Origin of the sequence: Bifidobacterium sp. N4G05 (assembly GCF_002742445.1) — a bacterium.
GTDB classification, from domain to species: domain Bacteria; phylum Actinomycetota; class Actinomycetes; order Actinomycetales; family Bifidobacteriaceae; genus Bifidobacterium; species Bifidobacterium hominis.
Genome location: NZ_NJNQ01000004.1, coordinates 219,141 through 237,502 on the forward strand (window position 1 = coordinate 219,141; position 18,362 = coordinate 237,502).

An 18,362-nucleotide genomic window follows, 5' to 3' on the forward strand; every position below is an offset into this window, starting at 1 on the left:
GCTTAACTTTCAGCTTTACTCAGCTGAAGGTTCGGTCGGTTGCCCATCCACTTGAACGGCATCCGCATCAGCGCTGACAGCGCTGAGCAGACCGTGGATGAATGCCGGTGATTCATCATCACACAGCGTCTTGGCAAGGCCAAGCGCCTCGTCGATGGCCACCATATTGGGAACATCATCATTGAACATGATCTCCCACGCCGCGATACGCAGAATATTGCGATCGACAACGCCCATACGCTTGACCTTCCAACCGGTGGAATGCTCGTCAAGCGTGGAATCGATGGCTGCGATATGTTCCGCAACGCCACGAACGATTTCGATGGCGTATTCAGGCAGCGGAGTCTGGGCGCCGGGCTGCTCAATGCGCTCAGCAAGAAGGGACAGGATGTCCTGTCCCTTCTCATCCGCTTCATACAACGTATTCAGAGCCCTCTTACGAGCGGTGGAACGTGCCATGAAACTTCTTTCGTCCTTACTCTCAGTTCTCGCGGCCGAGGTAGGAGCCGTCGGTGGTGTTCACCTTGACCTTCTCGCCTTCGCCGATGAACAGCGGAACCTGAATTTCGGCACCGGTCTCAACGGTGGCCGGCTTGGTGCCAGCGTTGGAGCGGTTGCCCTGCAGACCCGGTTCGGTATGGGTGACGGTCAGGATCACGGAAGCCGGCAGTTCGACGGACAGCGGGGTGCCATCGTGGAAGGACACGACGCAGTCGGTTCCTTCCAGCAGGAACTTGGCCTGGTCGCCGACGAGGGTCTTCGGAATGTAGATCTGATCGTAGGTGGTCATATCCATGAACACGAAATTGTCGCCGTCCTCGTAGGAGTACTGGAGGTTGCGGTTGTCGACGGTTTCGAATTCCATCTTCATGCCGGCATTGAAGGTCTTGTCGACGATCTTGCCCGAGAGCACGTTCTTGATGGTGGTGCGCACGAAAGCGGGGCCCTTGCCCGGCTTGACGTGCTGGAACTTGATGACGGCCCACAGCTGGCCATCGAGGTTCAGGACGGAACCGTTCTTGATGTCATTGGTAGTCTGTGCCAAATTAACTCACCTATTTCTTCGTCTAACAGGGAAAGCTTAAAAAGAGCCTTGCTCATTATGCCACGGTGTGCATACTTTGTCGGTAAGCCTTCCATATATAGGAAAACCTCCCTCGGCAAAAATGCCTTGGGAGGTTTTCCTAAAACGCTAGTTCAAGCGTGTCTTGACATCAAGCAGAAACTACTCGATGATCTTGGTGACACGGCCCGAGCCGACGGTGTGGCCGCCTTCGCGCACTGCGAAGGTCAGGCCCTCTTCCATAGCGATCGGCTGGATCAGCTCAACGCCGAAGGTAGCGTGATCGCCCGGCTGCACCATCTCAACGCCTTCCGGCAGGGTGATAACGCCGGTGACGTCGGTGGTACGGAAGTAGAACTGCGGACGGTAGTTGGAGAAGAACGGCGAGTGACGACCGCCTTCGTCCTTGGTCAGCACGTAGACTTCGCCCTCGAACTTGGTGTGCGGGGTCACGGAGCCCGGAGCAGCCAGAACCTGGCCACGCTCGACCTGGTCACGGTTGATGCCGCGGAGCAGCAGACCGGTGTTGTCGCCAGCCTCGCACTCATCCATCTGCTTGTGGAAGGTCTCGATGGAGGTGACGGTGGTGGTCTGGGTCGGACGGATACCAACGATCTCGACGTTGGAGTTGACCGGGAGCTTACCACGCTCGACACGGCCGGTAACCACGGTGCCACGGCCGGAGATGGTGAACACATCTTCGATCGGCATCAGGAACGGCTTGTCCAGATCGTGAGTCGGGGTCGGGATGTACTCGTCGACAGCCTTCATGAGTTCCTTGACGGACTCAACCCACTTCTCGTGATCCGGAGCATCGTCGTGCAGTGCGCCGTAAGCGGAGGTGTGGATGACCGGGCAATCGCGATCGAAGCCGTTTTCGTCGAGGAGGTCACGGACCTCTTCCTCAACGAGCTCGATGAGTTCTTCGTCGTCGACCATATCGCACTTGTTCAGAGCGACGAGGATACGCGGCACGCCCACCTGACGAGCGAGCAGCACGTGCTCGCGGGTCTGAGCCATCGGGCCGTCGGTAGCAGCCACAACGAGGATAGCGCCATCCATCTGGGCAGCGCCGGTGATCATGTTCTTCACGAAGTCGGCGTGGCCCGGGCAGTCGACGTGAGCGTAGTGACGCTCAGCGGTCTGGTACTCGATGTGGGCGATGTTGATGGTGATACCACGCTGCTGCTCTTCCGGAGCGGCGTCGATCTGGTTGAAGTCGTAAGCCGGGTTGATGTCCGGGTACTCTTCGTGCAGGACCTTGGAGATGGCTGCGGTCAGGGTAGTCTTACCGTGATCGACGTGGCCAATGGTACCAATGTTAACGTGCGGCTTAGTACGCTCGTACTTTTCCTTTGCCATGTGTTTTGTCCTCCTGGACGTCTCGTAGTAAGCCTTGAACTCGCTTCAAGGCACTCGCTACATTTTACTGGGTTTGACGGGTTTGTGCCACTTTGGAGCCCGAACCCAGTCAGCGCTACAAAATACTAGCGCTGACTGGAGACAGTTTCCACTTAAGCGGCAGCGCGTGTCACTCGCCGCGCTGGGCCTTGATGATTTCCTCGGAGACGTTCTTCGGAACCTCAGCGTAGGAGTCCATCTGCATGGTGAACATTGCGCGGCCCTGGGTCTTGGAGCGAAGGTCGCCGATGTAGCCGAACATCTCGGACAGCGGAACCTTGGCATCGATGACCTTGACACCGGTGGAGTCGGTCATGGACTGGATGGAACCACGACGGGCGTTGATATCGCCCATCACGTCGCCCATGTACTCTTCCGGAGTACGCACTTCCACGGCCATGATCGGCTCGAGGATGACCGGCTTGGCCTTCGGAGCAGCTTCCTTGAAGCACATGGAACCTGCGATCTTGAAGGCCATTTCGGAGGAATCGACGTCGTGGACCTGGCCGTCGGTGACGGTAGCCTTGACGCCAACCACCGGGAAGCCGGCGAGCACGCCGGATTCCATGGCTTCCTGCACACCAGCATCGATGGAAGGAATGAATTCCTTGGTGATGTGGCCGCCGGTGACCTCGTTGACGAACTCGTAGGTCTCGCCCTCTTCGGTGTTGAGCGGCTCGAAGTTCATCAAGACCTTTGCGAACTGGCCGGAACCACCGGTCTGCTTCTTGTGCGTGTATTCCTGGTTCATGACGGCCTTGCGGATCGTCTCGCGGTATGCAACCTGCGGGTTACCCACGTTGCACTCCACCTTGAATTCACGACGCATACGGTCGACGATGATGTCGAGCTGCAGCTCGCCCATGCCGGAGATCAGGGTCTGGCCGGACTCTTCGTCGGTCTTCACCTGGAAGGTCGGATCTTCGTCGGACAGCTTCGCCAGAGCGATGCTCATCTTCTCCTGATCGGCCTTGGTCTTCGGCTCCACGGCCACCTCGATCACCGGATCCGGGAAGGTCATGGATTCGAGGGAGATCGGAGCCTTTTCGTCGCACAGGGTGTCACCAGTGGTGATGTTCTTCAGGCCCACAAAGGTGTAGATGTTGCCGGCCTCGGCGGCATCGACCGGGTTCTCCTTGTCGGCGTGCATCTGGAAGATCTTGCCGACGCGTTCCTTCTTGCCCTTGGTGGAGTCAAGCACGGTGTCGCCCGGAGCGACGGCGCCGGAGTAGACGCGCACGAACACGAGCTTGCCGTAGAACGGGTGGGTAGAGATCTTGAAGACCAGAGCAGAGAACGGATCATCGGTGGTCGGCTTGCGATCGATCTCGATGGATTCGTCCTTCGGATCGAAACCGACGATGGACGGAACGTCCTCCGGGCTCGGCAGGTAGTCGACGACGGCGTCCAGCATCGGCTGAACACCCTTGTCCTTGAAGGCGGAGCCACAGAGCACCGGGTAGGCTTCACGGTTGATGGTGAGCTTACGGATGCCACCACGGATCTCGTCCTCAGTCAGTTCGCCGGACTCGAGGTACTTCTCAAGCAGCTCTTCGTCGGACTCTGCGACCTGGTCGAGCAGCTCTGCACGATACTGCTCAGCCTTGTCCTGCAGGTCGGCCGGGATGTCGGTGGTGTCGTAGTGAGCGCCCATATCGCCGGAAACATCGTTCCAGACGTAAGCCTTCATACGAATCAGATCGACGACGCCGGCGAAGTCGTTCTCAGCGCCGATCGGCAGCTGCACGACAAGCGGGGTCGCGCCCAGCTTGGTCTTGATGGTGTCGACGGAGTAGTAGAAGTCAGCGCCGAGCTTATCCATCTTGTTGATGAAGCAGATACGCGGAACGCCGTACTTGTCAGCCTGACGCCACACGGTTTCGGACTGCGGCTCCACACCTTCCTTGCCGTCGAACACGGCAACGGCACCATCGAGCACACGCAGGGAGCGCTCCACCTCGGCCGTGAAGTCCACGTGGCCAGGGGTATCGATGATGTTGATCTGGAACTTCTGCTTCTCGTCATGGGTCTGACGGTTCCAGAAGCAGGTGGTTGCAGCGGACTGGATGGTGATGCCGCGTTCCTGTTCCTGAGCCATGAAGTCCATCGTCGAGGCGCCGTCATGGGTCTCGCCGATCTTGTAGTTCTTGCCGGTGTAGTACAGGATACGTTCGGTGGTAGTGGTCTTACCGGCATCGATGTGAGCCATGATGCCGATGTTACGGATCTGGTTGAGATCATTGAGCACGTCTAGTGCCATGAGTGTTCCTTAACTCTCGTTCTCGACTAATTACCAGCGGTAATGAGCGAAGGCCTTGTTGGCCTCTGCCATCTTATGAGTATCCTCGCGACGCTTGACAGAAGCACCAAGGCCATTGGAGGCATCGAGGATTTCGTTGGCCAGACGCTCAGCCATGGTCTTCTCACGACGGGCGCGGGAGAAGTCGGTCAGCCAGCGCAGGGACAGGGTGTTCGCACGAGCCGGCTTCACTTCGACCGGAACCTGGTAGGTAGCGCCACCGACGCGGCGGGAGCGAACCTCGAGGGACGGACGGATGTTGTCGAGAGCGCGCTTAAGCACTGCCACCGGCTCCTGATCGGTCTTTTCCTTGACCATATCGAGAGCGGAGTAGACGATATCTTCAGCGATCGACTTCTTGCCGTCGAGCAGAATCTTGTTGATGAGCTGTGCCACAACGGTGGAACCGTAGATCGGATCCGGCAGCAGCTGATGCTTCTTGGAAGGTCCTTTACGTGACATATCTCTTACTTCGCCTTCTTTGCTCCGTACAGGGAACGACCCTGCTTGCGATCCTTCACACCCTGGGTATCGAGGGCGCCACGAACGATGTGGTAACGAACACCCGGCAGATCCTTGACACGGCCGCCGCGCACGAGCACAATGGAGTGCTCCTGCAGGTTGTGGCCTTCGCCCGGGATGTAAGCGGTGACTTCCACACCGGAGCTCAGGCGCACACGAGCGACCTTACGCAGTGCCGAGTTCGGCTTCTTCGGGGTGGTGGTGTAAACACGGGTGCACACGCCGCGGCGCAGCGGGCTTCCCTTCAGTGCCAAAGTCTTGGACTTCTTCGGCTTTGCCTGACGTCCCTTACGGACGAGCTGTTCAATAGTAGGCAACTTGAATTCTCCGATTCAGTGGTTTCTCTTGCTTTCGTGTGACCGCCGCACTGCGCCCACACTCCACGCATCTGAATCGTGAAGATAGCCACAGTCCACCGGCCCGATGGCCCATCCCTCTCTCACCGCCGCATTGCTGCGCGTGATGCAATCGAGTTCCGGGATATCCCAACCCGCACGCCTGTTACATAAGGCATGCCGTTGGCACACACGAATTACTATTATACGGATTCCCGAGACATTCCAACATGCCGTGTCGCAAGTCGCAAAAGGGATGGCCCCGAATCCTTTCGAATCCGGGGCCATCCGTCTGGGAAGGAGGTTCCCACTTCTTTGCCACGCGCCGCCTTGCGCGCACTCTTCAGTCTCGTTGTCTGTTTTGCATTTGCGGCCCGGCGCGTTCGCCGTACTACCCCATCGCCGCCATCTCGAATCGCTATTGTTCAGTTATATCTTAAAGGCGTTGCGCATGAACCTCGCGGCCATAGACGCTTCGTTGCGACCTGACGAATCCTCGACTGATCCACAACTCCGGCCTTCGGTTACAGTATACCTTAAAACGAACAAAAAATACAGGTGAAAACGCCCTTAAATTCCAATAATTTCAATCATTTTGTCTACATCAGCGTAATGTAACAAAACATCACAATGACACGTTTACACCACTCAAAATAGAACATTCCCTGAATCATTTTGAAAGATTCAGGGAATGCGCAATATAACGACGAAATCTACTGACGAATGTCAGCCGTTGGCCGTTTCAACGGCGTCTTCACGGGCCTTCGCAGCCGAGCCCTTCTCGCCATTGTCGGAATCAGGATGAATCTGATGCCTGTCATCATGCTCACGCCACCAGCTGGACAGCACGGAGCCGGAAATGTTGTGCCAAACGCTGAAGAACGTGGACGGCACCGCGGCCAACGGATTGGACGCGAACGACGTCAGCGCCAAAGTCGCCCCCAACGCGGAATCCTGCATGCCGACCTCGAAGGTGATGGCCTTCTGTTGCGCATAACGGAAGCCCTTCGGATACACCTTGTACATGAGCTTGGAGAAGCCGAAGCCCAGCGCATATCCGCACAGGTTGTGCAGAATGACCACCGGAATGGCAAGCAGCGAGGAAGCCACGAACAGCTTCGGACCGTTGGCCGCGACAACCACGCCGATGATAAGCAGAATGGCCACCTGGGACACGATCGGCAGAGCGACCGTGATCTTCTCTATCTTCTCGCCGAAAATGGCATGGCAGATCACGCCAAGAGCGATCGGGAACAGCACCACCTTAACCGCATTAAGGAACAGGGATTCCACCGGAACCGACACATACTGGGAAGCGAGCCACTGCATCAACAGCGGAATCATGAACGGCGCGCACAGCGTGGACAGAATGCCGATGGACACATCCAGCGCCACATCGCCACGGCTCAGATAGCTCATCACGTTGGACGAGGTTCCGGACGGGCAGCAGCCGACCAGAATCACACCGACGGCGAGCGCACCATCAAGACGGAAAATCCAGCACAGCAGCACAGCCACCAACGGCATGATGACGAAGTGGGCCACGGTGCCGACGATGACCATCAGAGGCTGGGTGAGAATGCGCTTGAAATCGTCGAGGGTCAAGGTAAGACCCATACCGAACAGCACGATACCCAGGAAATAACCGGTATAGGACTTGCCCCACAAGCTTGCCTGCGGCACGAAATAGTTGAACACGGCCCACACAATCACAATCGCGGTGAACCACTTGGTAAGCCAATCACCAAACGCTTTGACCTTCTGCATGAATATCTCTTCCTTCACACTTCACAGCTTTTCGGCCGATGATCCACATACGCCGAAAATACTCCGAGACGGCTCACACCGCCGTTACCGCACACCATCCCGCATGCAGCGACTACAAGGTACGCGTGAGTTTCTGCTTTGCGTAGCATGCCGTTCACATAATGAACGTTCCACAGTGCAAGCCAACGACAGGCACGCGCAACACGCCGATGTAGACATATCTGGAAAATCGTGTATAGTTTTCACCTGTTGCGCTTCTACATGAAGCGAGAACATGGTGGCTATAGCTCAGTTGGTAGAGCATCTGATTGTGGTTCAGAAGGTCGCGCGTTCGAGCCGCGTTAGCCACCCCGATAGAGACCTCGGAAGAAATTCCGAGGTTTTTTGTTATCCAGACGGCTTGAATACAGCAAACCGCCGATCGCAAGTCATCAGCATAAGTCAGATACAAGGAGCGCATCATGCTGTCTTTTGAAAACGACTATTCCTGTACGGCAACACCGGAAATCATCGAACACATCGAACAGATCGCGCAGAACCAATATCCGGGTTACGGCAATGACAGCATCTGCGAAAGCGCGAAAACCAAGATTCGTGAGGCATGTTCCTGCCCCGACGCTCAGATCTTCTTCCTGGTAGGTGGCACGCAGACCAATCAGACCATCATCGACTCCATCACACCGCAGTATGCCGGCGTGGTCGCGGCAAGTACCGGCCATGTGAACGTGCATGAGGCGGGCGCCATCGAATTCACCGGCCACAAGGTGCTGACACTCCCCCACCATGACGGCAAGATCGATGCGAACGAGCTCGACGAGTACTGCGCCACGTTCTACGCGGACGGCAACTACACGCATATGGTATTCCCCGGATGCGTGTACATTTCACAGTCCACCGAATATGGCACGCTCTACACGCTCGCCGAACTCGAGGCGATCCGCAAGATCTGCACGAAGTACGACATGCCATTGTTCATCGACGGCGCACGACTCGGCTACGCGCTGACCGCAACCGGCAACGACGTGACGCTTGAAGACATCGCACGCATCGCGGACGTGTTCTACATCGGTGGCACCAAGGTGGGTGCCATGTTCGGCGAAGCGGTGGTGTTCACGCATGGCAACATGCCGAAGAACTTCGTGACGCTTGTCAAGCAGCATGGAGCTTTGCTCGCCAAGGGCTGGCTGCTGGGCGTGCAATTCGACACGCTGTTCACCGACAACTTGTACTGCAGAATCGCACGTCATGCCAATGACGCGGCCGACCGCATTCGCAAAGTGCTCGTGGAACGCGGCTATACGCTCACCTTTGACGCGCCGACCAACCAGATCTTCATCACGCTTGACAACGAGACGTCCGAACGTTTACAGCGCAACGTACGCCTCGGCTTCATGGAAAAGGCCGACAACACGCACACGGTGATGCGCATCTGCACCAGCTGGGCCACCACCGACGAGCAGGTTGAGCAGCTGATCGCACTGCTGTAGAGCATCGCCGACGAGAATAGGCATAGAATAATTATTGGAAAACAAACAATAAAATATTAAAACGAACAACAAAAGGCGCGGGACTTGCATCCCACGCCTTTTTTGCTAACGCAACAGCCATTAATCGCGTACTCGGTTTTATTCACGCCGCGTATTACGCGTATTACGCATTGCTTTATTTGCTGATATTGTCAGCGATCGCATCGCGTTCCATTGCAATGAACTTACGCACGGACGACTCCACCGAATAATGCTCCTTGGTGTGTTCGGCGTAGATTTCGCCCCATTTCGACAATTCGTCGGGGTGGTCGATCCACCAATCGATACGTCTCGCCAACGCCTCCACATCGTCAACGGGGAACAGCGACTCCTCCCGCAATGCAAACTGGCCTGCCGCACTCAACGGCGACGAGGCAATCACAGGAACCAAACCGGCAGCCATACCCTCGATCACACTCACCGACTCAAGATCGGCGATCGAAGGGTGCACCAGCAGATCGCCGGAACGCAACAAAGCCGGCATTTCTGTGTTCTTATGGAATCCAATCGACGCCGGTCTGGAAAGCAAGCGTGACGCAAGTCGCCGCAATTTCCTTTTCAGAGGACCAGTGCCGGCAATCGTCAATTCAATATCTTGCGCATGCCTGCAACGTGCGATCGCCTGAATCAACGCAACATGATTCTTCTCGTTCGTCAATCGTCCAGAAGCGACGATACGGAACGGAACCGACGCGGACTTCCCTGCATCGCGCTGCATTTTCGGAGTGAATCGCGCTTCGTATCCGTTGGAAATCACATGCAGTTTCGCTTTGTATCCGTGGGAGCGCAGCAGACTTGCACCAAGTTCGGTGGGCACATGCACATGGTCGATTTTGCGATACAGCCACAGATTGAACAGCCAGTAGATAAACGAGTCGATACCCGGAATATATTTCAGCGGACCTGCCGAATACGTGATGTTCTCCGGCTGCACATGATAGCCCGCAGTAACCGCGATTCCCATCTTTTTGGCGACTTTGCAAGCATGCTGTCCAAAACGGAACGGCGTGTAGATATGCACCACGTCCACTCCTTGAAACGCGGTTCTGAACAGCGTGTCGCTCGGCTCGGCGAACTGCATCTGCTGCTTCTTCGCCGCCCAACTGACCAGAGGCACATGGTTGACTCGCGCCGGGTATTCAGGCGCACCAATGCCCACGAGCCTGACCGTATGGCCTTGCCGTTTCAATTCCTCCGCCCATTGCAATGCCGAATTCGAAGTGCCATTGCCTCGATTTCCCGACGTGTCGACCACCATGGCGATGGTCAGGGGACGCTGTGTTTCTTCCTGTTCCGTCTCAGACATGCATTCCATCCTACGCCGATGGCACAATGGAAGACATGACTGAAAAGAATCGTGCCTTGGGCACTCCGCTTGGTAAGCATCCGACTCGTGTTCTTTTTCTTGGCTCCGGCGAGCTGGGCAAGGAAGTCACTCTTGAACTCATGAGGCTTGGCGCATGGGTGTGTGCGGCCGATTCCTATGAAGGCGCTCCGGCACAGCAGGTGGCACACGAATATCGTTCGCTTGACATGGCCAATGCCGAACAGTTGCGAGCATTGTTCGACGAAATTAAGCCGGACATCATTGTGCCGGAAGTCGAAGCGATCGCCACCAGCGAACTGGCTGACGCGGCAAAACGTGGCGCCCAAGTGGTACCCAGCGCCGAAATCGCATCCATCTGCATGGATCGCGAACGTTTGCGCGTGCTTGCGCATGAGGAATTGGGATTGCCGACCACCCCGTACCGTTTCGCAGGCTCGCTGGAAGAGCTTCGTGCTGGGGCAGAAACGGTTGGCTACCCGTGCGTGGTCAAGCCGATTATGAGTTCTTCCGGTCACGGCCAGTCCGTGGTTCGTTCCGCCGACGCGATTGACGCGGCTTGGGTTGAGGCACAGGAAGGTCGCCGCGCACACGACGAGGGTGACGTTTCCCGAGTGATTGTAGAAGCATTGGCTCCATTGGATTACGAATTGACGGTACTGACCGTCAGTTCCAGCAGCGGCATCGTAACATGCGATCCGATCGGGCAACGTCAGGAAAATGGTGATTATCGCGAATCCTGGCAGCCTGCTTCCTCCACTCCACAAGTGCTTGAGCAGTCGCAGCAGATCGCACGCCGTGCGGTGGAAGGCTTGGTGGGCAAGGCCAAGGCTTCTGGCGAACATGGTTGGGGTGTATTCGGCGTGGAATTGTTTGTATTGACTGACGGTTCCGTATTGTTCAATGAGGTTTCGCCGCGCCCGCACGACACGGGCATGGTGACGATGGCTTCCCAACGGTTGAGCGAGTTCGCCCTGCATGCGCGCGCGATTCTTGGACTTCCGATCACGCAAGATCATGTCGCGCTGTCGATTCCGGAAGGTTCGGTTGCAGCCAGCCATGCGATTGTGGTGGAAGGCGACGGCGAGGCTGAATTCCGCAATGTCGGTGCGGCATTGGCTGAGCCGGGCACCGACCTGCGTATCTTCGCCAAGCCGGAAGTGCACGGCCATCGCCGCATGGCAGTCGCCTTGGCTCTTGGAAGCGACGAAAGCGACGCACGCAACAAAGCCGCACAGGTCGCACGGTCACTTGATATTGCAGTCATCTGACCCTATTTCAACCTCAATGTGATTCCACGATCGAATCTTTGTACGGAAGTCGCACGGGAGGCTTTCACAACTCGGCCGGGAACGCGCCGATTGTAGCCTCCCGTTGGTATCTTGTTAACCATCAAGTTCACCAAACTATCTACCTCCCAAACACCAGGAAAGGCGAGTAATGGATAAGTTGGAAAAGCTCTACGAGGGCAAAGCCAAGCAACTGTACGCAACTGAAGATCCGGAAGTACTCTGGGTCGAATACAAGAACTCCGCTACCGCAGGTGACGGCGAAAAGAAGGAAGACTTCGCCGGCAAGGGCAGGCTGAACAACCTCATCACCACGCTGATCTTCGATCTGCTGAAGAAGCGCGGTATCGACAGCCATCTGGTGGCTCGCGTAGGCGAAACCTCCCAGCTGGTCAAGAAGGTCACCATGTTCCCGCTCGAGATCGTGCTGCGTAACACCGCTGCCGGACACTTCTGCTCTCGCTTGGGCGTGGAAGAGGGCATCGAGCTCAAGGAGCCGGTGCTGGAGTACTTCCTGAAGAACGACGATCTGCACGATCCGTTCGTGAACGATGACGATCTGGTTGCGTTGGGCGTGTGCACCCGTGAGGATCTGGCTGAGATTGCTCCGCTCGCCCGCCGCATCAATGAGGCCCTGATCGAGATCTTTGCCAAGATCGATGTCAAGCTTGTGGACTTCAAGATCGAAATGGGTCGCACTTCCGACGGCACTCTGCTGCTCGCCGACGAGATTACCCCGGATTCCTGCCGTCTGTGGGATCAGCGTGATCATTCCGGCAAGGTGGAGCATCTCGACAAGGATCTGTTCCGCCGCGACCTGGGCGACATCATCCCGGCCTACGAAGAAATCGAAAGCCGTTTGGCCGAACTCGCCAAGTCCGAAGGCATTGAAGTAGCCGAATGATACTTGCGATAGCCCGCATCTGCAGTACAAACTCGGATGCGGGCTTCATCGTTTTTGAAAATCTTACTTTTATCAATCTCACCAAGCCCCTCTTTCAAGGAGTCAACCATGGTTTTTCGCGTGTACGTGGAAAAGAAGCAGGGTTTTGATGTCGAGGCCAGGCAGCTCACCAACGAGCTGAAGACCATTCTTGGCATCGCATCGCTGAAGAATGTGCGTCTCGTCAATCGTTATGACGTGGAAGGCATTAGCGAGGAACTGTTCGCACAGGCCACCCCTACCGTGTTCAGTGAGCCGCAGGTCGATAATGTTTCCGCCGATTTGCCTGATTTCGGTTCTGATATTGTGTTTGCTGTGGAGTATCTGCCCGGCCAGTTCGACCAGCGTGCGGATTCCGCCAGCGAATGCATTCAGCTGATCTCCCAGGGAGAGCGTCCGACTGTTCGTTCCGCCAAAGTGTATGCGCTTGAAGGCGAGCTGAGCGACGCCGATATCGCCGCCATCAAGCATTATGTGATCAACCCGGTCGAGGCGCGCGAAGCTTCGCTGGAAACCAAGACCACGTTGAAAACGCAGGTGCCGGTACCGGGCAAGGTGGAGGTCATCGAAGGCTTCCGCACCATGAGCGACGCCGATCTCGAGCAGTTCATCGTCGATCGTGGCCTGGCCATGGATTTGGCTGATCTGCAGTTCTGCCGTGCTTACTTCACCGAGGAACAGCGTGATCCGACGATCACGGAAATCAAGGTGATCGACACGTATTGGTCCGATCATTGCCGTCACACCACGTTCGGCACACAACTTGATGATGTGCAGATCGATGACGCGACCGTGCAGGCCGCGTTCAATAAGTATCTTGAGATGCGTCACGAGCTTGGCCGCGACGAAAAGCCTGTATGCCTCATGGATATGGGCACCATCGGCGCGAAGTGGCTCAAGAAGAACGGCATTCTGAAGAATCTTGATGAATCCGAAGAAATCAACGCCTGCACCGTCAAGGTAAAGGTTGATGTGAATGGCCATGATGAGGATTGGCTGTTCCTGTTCAAGAACGAAACCCACAACCACCCGACGGAAATCGAACCGTTCGGCGGTGCGGCAACCTGCATCGGCGGCTGCATCCGCGACCCGCTTTCCGGCCGTTCCTACGTGTATCAGGCCATGCGTGTGACCGGTGCCGCCGATCCGACCGTTCCTGTTTCCGAAACCCTCGAGGGCAAACTCCCCCAGCGCAAGCTGGTCACTACCGCAGCCGCCGGCTATTCTTCATACGGCAACCAGATTGGTCTTGCCACCGGTCAGGTCGACGAGATCTATCACCCGGGCTATGTGGCCAAGCGTATGGAGGTCGGTGCGGTTGTGGCCGCGACTCCGGCAGATCATGTGCGCCGCGAAACCCCCGCTCCGGGCGACAAGATCATTCTGCTCGGCGGCCGTACCGGACGTGACGGCATTGGTGGTGCCACCGGCTCGTCCAAGGCTCACAATGTTGAGTCTCTGGAGCTTGACGGTGCCGAAGTGCAGAAGGGCAACGCTCCTGTCGAGCGTAAGTTGCAACGTCTGTTCCGTCGCGGTGACGCATGCCGTTTGATCAAGCGTTGCAACGATTTCGGTGCTGGCGGCGTTTCCGTTGCTGTTGGTGAGCTCGCTGACGGCCTGTATGTCGATCTCAACAAGGTTTCGAAAAAGTACGAGGGCTTGGACGGCACGGAACTTGCGATTTCCGAATCGCAGGAACGTATGGCCGTGGACGTTGCAGCCGAAGACGTCGACGAGTTCCTCGGCTACGCCAAGGAAGAGAATCTCGAGGCTGAAGTCATCGCGACCGTAACCGAAGATCCGCGCATGACTATGGTGTGGAACGGCGACGCGATCGTTGATCTGTCTCGTGAATTCCTCGCTTCCAACGGTGCCCCGAAGCATCAAGTGGCCCACGTCGAAGCGCAGCAGTCCTACACCACTCCGTGGGTTTCCGGTTCCCTGTCTGACCGTATGCATGCCATGCTCACCGATCTGAACGTGGCTTCCAATAAGGGTCTTTCCGAGCGTTTCGATTCCACTATCGGTGCGGGTACCGTACTCATGCCGTTCGGCGGCAAGAAGCAGCTGACCCCGAATATGGCCATGGTTGCCAAGCTTCCGGTGTTCGGCGAAACCACTACCGCGTCCGCGATGGCTTGGGGCTTCAACCCGTTCATTATGGAGAAGAACCAGTTCACCGGCGCTTACCTGTCTGTGGTTGAATCGCTGTCGAAGCTGGTTGCTGCCGGCTTCGAGCATGAGAAGGCGTACCTGAGCTTCCAGGAGTATTTCGAGAAGCTTCGCGATGAGCCGACCCGTTGGGGCAAGCCGATGGCCGCCGTGCTTGGCGCGCTGATGGCTCAGGTTGATCTTGGTGCCGGCGCGATCGGCGGTAAGGATTCCATGTCCGGCACGTTCGAGCAGCTTGATGTGCCGCCGACGCTGATTTCCTTCGCCGTGGCCGTGGGCAATATGAAGCGTGCCACTTCGCCGGAATTCAAGGGTGCCGGCCATCGTGTGGTTCGTATCGCTCCGCGTTATCTCGCTGACGGTTTGACTCCTGACAAGGATGCGCTGCTTGAGACGTTCTCTGTGGTTGAGGAGCTGACTGATTTCGGTGATGCTCTGGCCGTGTCCACTCCGGGTTATGGCGCTACTGCCGAGGCTATGTTCAAGATGACCGTCGGCAACCAGATTGGCGTGGCTCTTGATTCCAAGATTTCCGTGGATGATCTGTTTGCTCCTGCTTACGGCTCCTTCATTGTGGAATTGGCTGATGGCGCCAAGCTTCCGTCAGTGTCGAATCTGGTTGAGATCGGTGAGATTGGTAAGACCACCGAAGCTTACGATTTCGTTGCTGCTGGCGAGACGTTGGATTTGGCTGAATTGCAGGATGCCTGGGAGGGTGGCATCGAGTCAGTGTTCCCGTACCGTTCCAAGGGCGATGAGAAGGGCAAGACCGTTGAGGCTGTTTCCTTCGACGCTCCGAAGAAGACCGTCTACACCGGTACCGGCATTGCCAAGCCGCATGTGATCATCCCCGTGTTCCCTGGCAACAACTGCGAATACGATTCCGCTGCCGCGTTCGAGCGTGCCGGTGCCGATGTGAGCACGTTGATCGTGAACAATCTCACTCCGGCTGCCGTTGCCGAATCCACCCAAGCGCTGGTTGAGGAGATCAAGAAGAGCCAGATCATTATGATTCCGGGCGGCTTCTCCGGCGGCGACGAGCCTGATGGCTCCGCCAAGTTCATCACCGCGTTCTTCCGCGCTCCTGCCGTCACCGAAGCGGTGCGTGACCTGTTGAACAACCGCGATGGCTTGATGCTCGGCATCTGCAATGGTTTCCAGGCTCTGATCAAGCTCGGCTTGGTGCCGTACGGCGATATCGTGCCGATGACTGCAGAATGCCCGACGCTGACGTTCAACACCATCGGCCGCCACCAGAGCCGCTTGGTGCGCACCCGTGTCGCGTCGAACCTGTCTCCGTGGCTTTCCAAGACTTCCGTTGGAGACATGCACACCATCGCCATTTCCCATGGTGAAGGCCGTTTCGTGGCTTCCGATGACGTGCTTGCGCAGCTCAAAACCAACGGCCAGATCGCCACGCAGTATGTAGACGAAGCCGGCGTGCCTGGCATGGATCTGGACGTGAACCCGAACGGTTCGCTGCTGGCCATTGAAGGCATCACCAGCCCAGACGGCCGCGTGTTCGGCAAGATGGGCCATTCGGAACGCTACAGCAACGGCACATTCAAGAACGTTCCGGGCGAAAAGGATCAGCCGCTGTTCACAGCCGGCGTGGAATACTTCACCGCCTGATCCGCGACCGCATCCATAAAAGCGTTCTGACGTAGATTCGAACATACAGAGGCTGTTTGGTTTGATCGGGATTCCTCCCTAATCAAACCAAACAGCCTCTTTTTTGGTCTCCGACGCATGTTAGGCGGAGAGGTAGCCTTCGGCGAGATTGACGGGGGTGTTGGCGCGTTCCACTGCTTCGTTCGAATGGGTGGCGGTTTGTTTGATGATGTCGTCGTAGCCGGTGAGAGCGGCGAAAGGCATGAATTGCGCGGCACGGTTATGCATGCTCATGTGCGGGCGCGTGCACGAGCGATGATGAGGCAAGTTGATGATGTCATCGTAACGGTCGGTTTGCTGCAAACTCATGCTGCATGACCTCCAATCTGCCGGTTGCGCTGTTGACCTGTGGCATCAGCGAACATGTCCATCCCTTTAATGACGGCGTTTTTGCCGAACTTGCGTTTGATGTCAAGAATCGTCTGCTGCACATGCTGTTCGGAAATCTCATCGACAACCCGCATATCGTCAGCGTAGGAAGACCGCGCGTTGTTATCGACGTTATCACTGCAATCGTTGCTATCGCTTCCATTTGAGACTTCCTGCATATCCGAAAACAGATCGGGCTGAACGTAATTCGCCGCAGCATTCCGCTCAGCCAGCTGTTCGACCGTTTGCAAATCAGAAGCAACCACATTCAATCGACGTACCAACAGCCGATGATCGACGATTCTGCAGAACAATTCGTCAACCGCATCGCATATGCGCGTGGTGGATGACGTATGGTCGCCCAGACCAATCGACCCTGTAGCCGGCTTGGGCACACGCCGACCATACCTATCAAGAGTTACGGGACCGCTATATTCGGCAATGGCTCGCTCAGCCATCGCCTTCAATTCCGGAGTGCCACACTCCCCTAGCCGCTTTGGATCAAGACTGGCGGTATCGTAACCGACCATCAACCCCATATGGTCGGCCTTCACACCTTTGGCAACCAAGTCCAAAGACAAGGTGTCCGCCATTTCTCTCACAATCAGCCGCGCCGAGTCAAAACCGACCGCGCCCGTAAGCACCTGTCCCGAACTCATACTATGACCAGCTGGCTTATACGCTTTGATGTCGGCGATCGTGCAAGGTTCCCAACCCCACGCATGGTCGATAAGCAGCTCGGCGTTCACACCGAACATCTTGTACAGCAGGCCCTCGTTGTAATACTCGTCGGCACGGCCTATGGAACATCGGGCTATATCGCCCATTGTCATTAGACCTTGGGCTTCGAGCTTCTTCGCATACCCTCGTCCCACACGCCAGAAATCAGTCAACGGCCTGTGCGCCCATAACAGCCGGCGATACGACATCTCATCCAATTGCGCGATACGCACGCCATCCTTATCCGCGGGAATATGCTTGGCGACCACGTCCATAGCCACTTTCGCCAAATACATATTCGTACCGATACCGGCCGTTGCGGTGATGCCCGTCTCCCGAAGAATCTGCTGGATCATTTCACGGGCCATATCATGCGCGCTTTTGCCGTAAGCCCGCAAATACCCGGTAACATCCATGAATACTTCATCTATCGAATAGACATGAATGTCAGCTTCGGATACGTACCTTAAATATATGCTGTAGATTTTCGCACTGATGTTGAGATAATGCGACATTCGCGGCTTGGCTATATACACGCCAGCAGCCAGATTCGGATCTGCTGCGAGCTCATTCGCATCATACGATTCACCTCTCAGCGTACCGCCCGGCGCTGCCGCCCGCCGTGCCGCATTGACTTCTTTAAGCTTCGCCTTGACCTCAAAAAGCCTTGCCCTGCCAGGCAATCCATACGCTTTGAGCGATGGCGACACCGCAAGACAGATGGTTTTGTCGGTACGAGATTGATCAGCCACCACCAGATTCGTGGAAAGTGGGTCGAATCCAAGTTCCGCACATTCCGAAGACGCATAGAAGGATTTCAGATCGATAGCGATATAGGTACGTTCGGCCATCTTCAGACTCCTTCCATGATTTGGCTCCATCTTGAAACGTCAACGAGCACTTCGCCTCGCAAAGCACCGACAAAGCATCGCCGATGCACCGCACTGTATTTTCCTGCATT

At 56.4% G+C, this 18,362-nt stretch carries 14 protein-coding genes and 1 tRNA gene; 5 read left to right on the forward strand and 10 right to left on the reverse strand.

Features of this window, described 5'->3' with window-relative positions:
• Positions 1-15 precede the first annotated feature (15 nt).
• From nusB to CE153_RS05680, 7 genes are all read right to left on the reverse strand, one after another.
• Positions 16-459 carry a transcription antitermination factor NusB gene (nusB, locus tag CE153_RS05650; RefSeq protein WP_099570806.1) on the reverse strand — a complete coding sequence of 148 codons (444 nt, stop codon included), beginning with the start codon at positions 457-459 and terminating at the stop codon, positions 16-18.
• 22 nt (positions 460-481) lie between these two features.
• On the reverse strand, positions 482-1,045 hold the full coding sequence (gene efp, locus CE153_RS05655; protein WP_003836469.1) for an elongation factor P: 564 nt from the start codon (positions 1,043-1,045) through the stop codon (positions 482-484).
• A 180-nt stretch (positions 1,046-1,225) separates the two neighbouring features.
• On the reverse strand, positions 1,226-2,425 hold the full coding sequence (gene tuf / locus CE153_RS05660) for an elongation factor Tu (RefSeq protein ID WP_003836467.1): 1,200 nt from the start codon (positions 2,423-2,425) through the stop codon (positions 1,226-1,228).
• Positions 2,426-2,594: 169 nt separating this feature from the next.
• Positions 2,595-4,724 (reverse strand): elongation factor G, encoded by a 2,130-nt coding sequence (gene fusA, locus CE153_RS05665; RefSeq protein ID WP_022244930.1) that lies wholly within the window; start codon positions 4,722-4,724, stop codon positions 2,595-2,597.
• A gap of 30 nt (positions 4,725-4,754) precedes the next feature.
• Positions 4,755-5,225 (reverse strand): 30S ribosomal protein S7, encoded by a 471-nt coding sequence (rpsG, locus tag CE153_RS05670; RefSeq protein ID WP_003836460.1) that lies wholly within the window; start codon positions 5,223-5,225, stop codon positions 4,755-4,757.
• A gap of 5 nt (positions 5,226-5,230) precedes the next feature.
• Positions 5,231-5,602: a 30S ribosomal protein S12 gene (gene rpsL, locus CE153_RS05675; protein WP_003808601.1), complete on the reverse strand. Its 372-nt coding sequence runs from the start codon at positions 5,600-5,602 to the stop codon at positions 5,231-5,233.
• Positions 5,603-6,346: 744 nt separating this feature from the next.
• The gene (locus CE153_RS05680; RefSeq protein WP_033501328.1) at positions 6,347-7,387 is read right to left on the reverse strand and encodes a bile acid:sodium symporter family protein; all 1,041 of its coding nucleotides are present in this window, start codon (positions 7,385-7,387) and stop codon (positions 6,347-6,349) included.
• A gap of 277 nt (positions 7,388-7,664) precedes the next feature.
• Between CE153_RS05680 and CE153_RS05685 the strand changes: the two genes are divergently transcribed.
• Together CE153_RS05685 and CE153_RS05690 are read left to right on the forward strand one after the other, a co-directional pair.
• Positions 7,665-7,737, forward strand: a tRNA-His gene (locus tag CE153_RS05685).
• Between the two features lie 111 nt (positions 7,738-7,848).
• Positions 7,849-8,874 (forward strand): threonine aldolase family protein, encoded by a 1,026-nt coding sequence (locus tag CE153_RS05690; protein WP_099595471.1) that lies wholly within the window; start codon positions 7,849-7,851, stop codon positions 8,872-8,874.
• A gap of 175 nt (positions 8,875-9,049) precedes the next feature.
• Here the strand turns inward: CE153_RS05690 and CE153_RS05695 are convergent, their stop codons facing one another.
• A complete protein-coding gene (locus CE153_RS05695; RefSeq protein ID WP_099595473.1) occupies positions 9,050-10,228 on the reverse strand; it encodes a glycosyltransferase in 1,179 nt (392 codons plus the stop codon).
• Positions 10,229-10,254: 26 nt separating this feature from the next.
• Between CE153_RS05695 and purT the strand changes: the two genes are divergently transcribed.
• From purT to CE153_RS05710, 3 genes are all read left to right on the forward strand, one after another.
• The gene (gene purT / locus CE153_RS05700; RefSeq protein WP_099595474.1) at positions 10,255-11,508 is read left to right on the forward strand and encodes a formate-dependent phosphoribosylglycinamide formyltransferase; all 1,254 of its coding nucleotides are present in this window, start codon (positions 10,255-10,257) and stop codon (positions 11,506-11,508) included.
• A gap of 169 nt (positions 11,509-11,677) precedes the next feature.
• Positions 11,678-12,430, forward strand: a complete 753-nt coding sequence (purC, locus tag CE153_RS05705; RefSeq protein WP_099595475.1) for a phosphoribosylaminoimidazolesuccinocarboxamide synthase — start codon at positions 11,678-11,680, stop codon at positions 12,428-12,430.
• Positions 12,431-12,538: 108 nt separating this feature from the next.
• On the forward strand, positions 12,539-16,273 hold the full coding sequence (locus tag CE153_RS05710) for a phosphoribosylformylglycinamidine synthase (protein WP_099595477.1): 3,735 nt from the start codon (positions 12,539-12,541) through the stop codon (positions 16,271-16,273).
• Positions 16,274-16,393: 120 nt separating this feature from the next.
• On the opposite strand, the gene CE153_RS05715 is transcribed toward CE153_RS05710, so the two are convergent.
• Positions 16,394-16,621, reverse strand: coding sequence for a hypothetical protein (locus tag CE153_RS05715; RefSeq protein WP_004219532.1), 228 nt, complete (start codon positions 16,619-16,621; stop codon positions 16,394-16,396).
• Entirely contained in the window at positions 16,618-18,252 is a 1,635-nt protein-coding gene (locus CE153_RS05720) for a Y-family DNA polymerase (RefSeq protein ID WP_099595479.1), read from the reverse strand. Before CE153_RS05720 ends, CE153_RS05715 begins: the two co-directional genes overlap by 4 nt.
• Positions 18,253-18,362 lie beyond the last annotated feature (110 nt).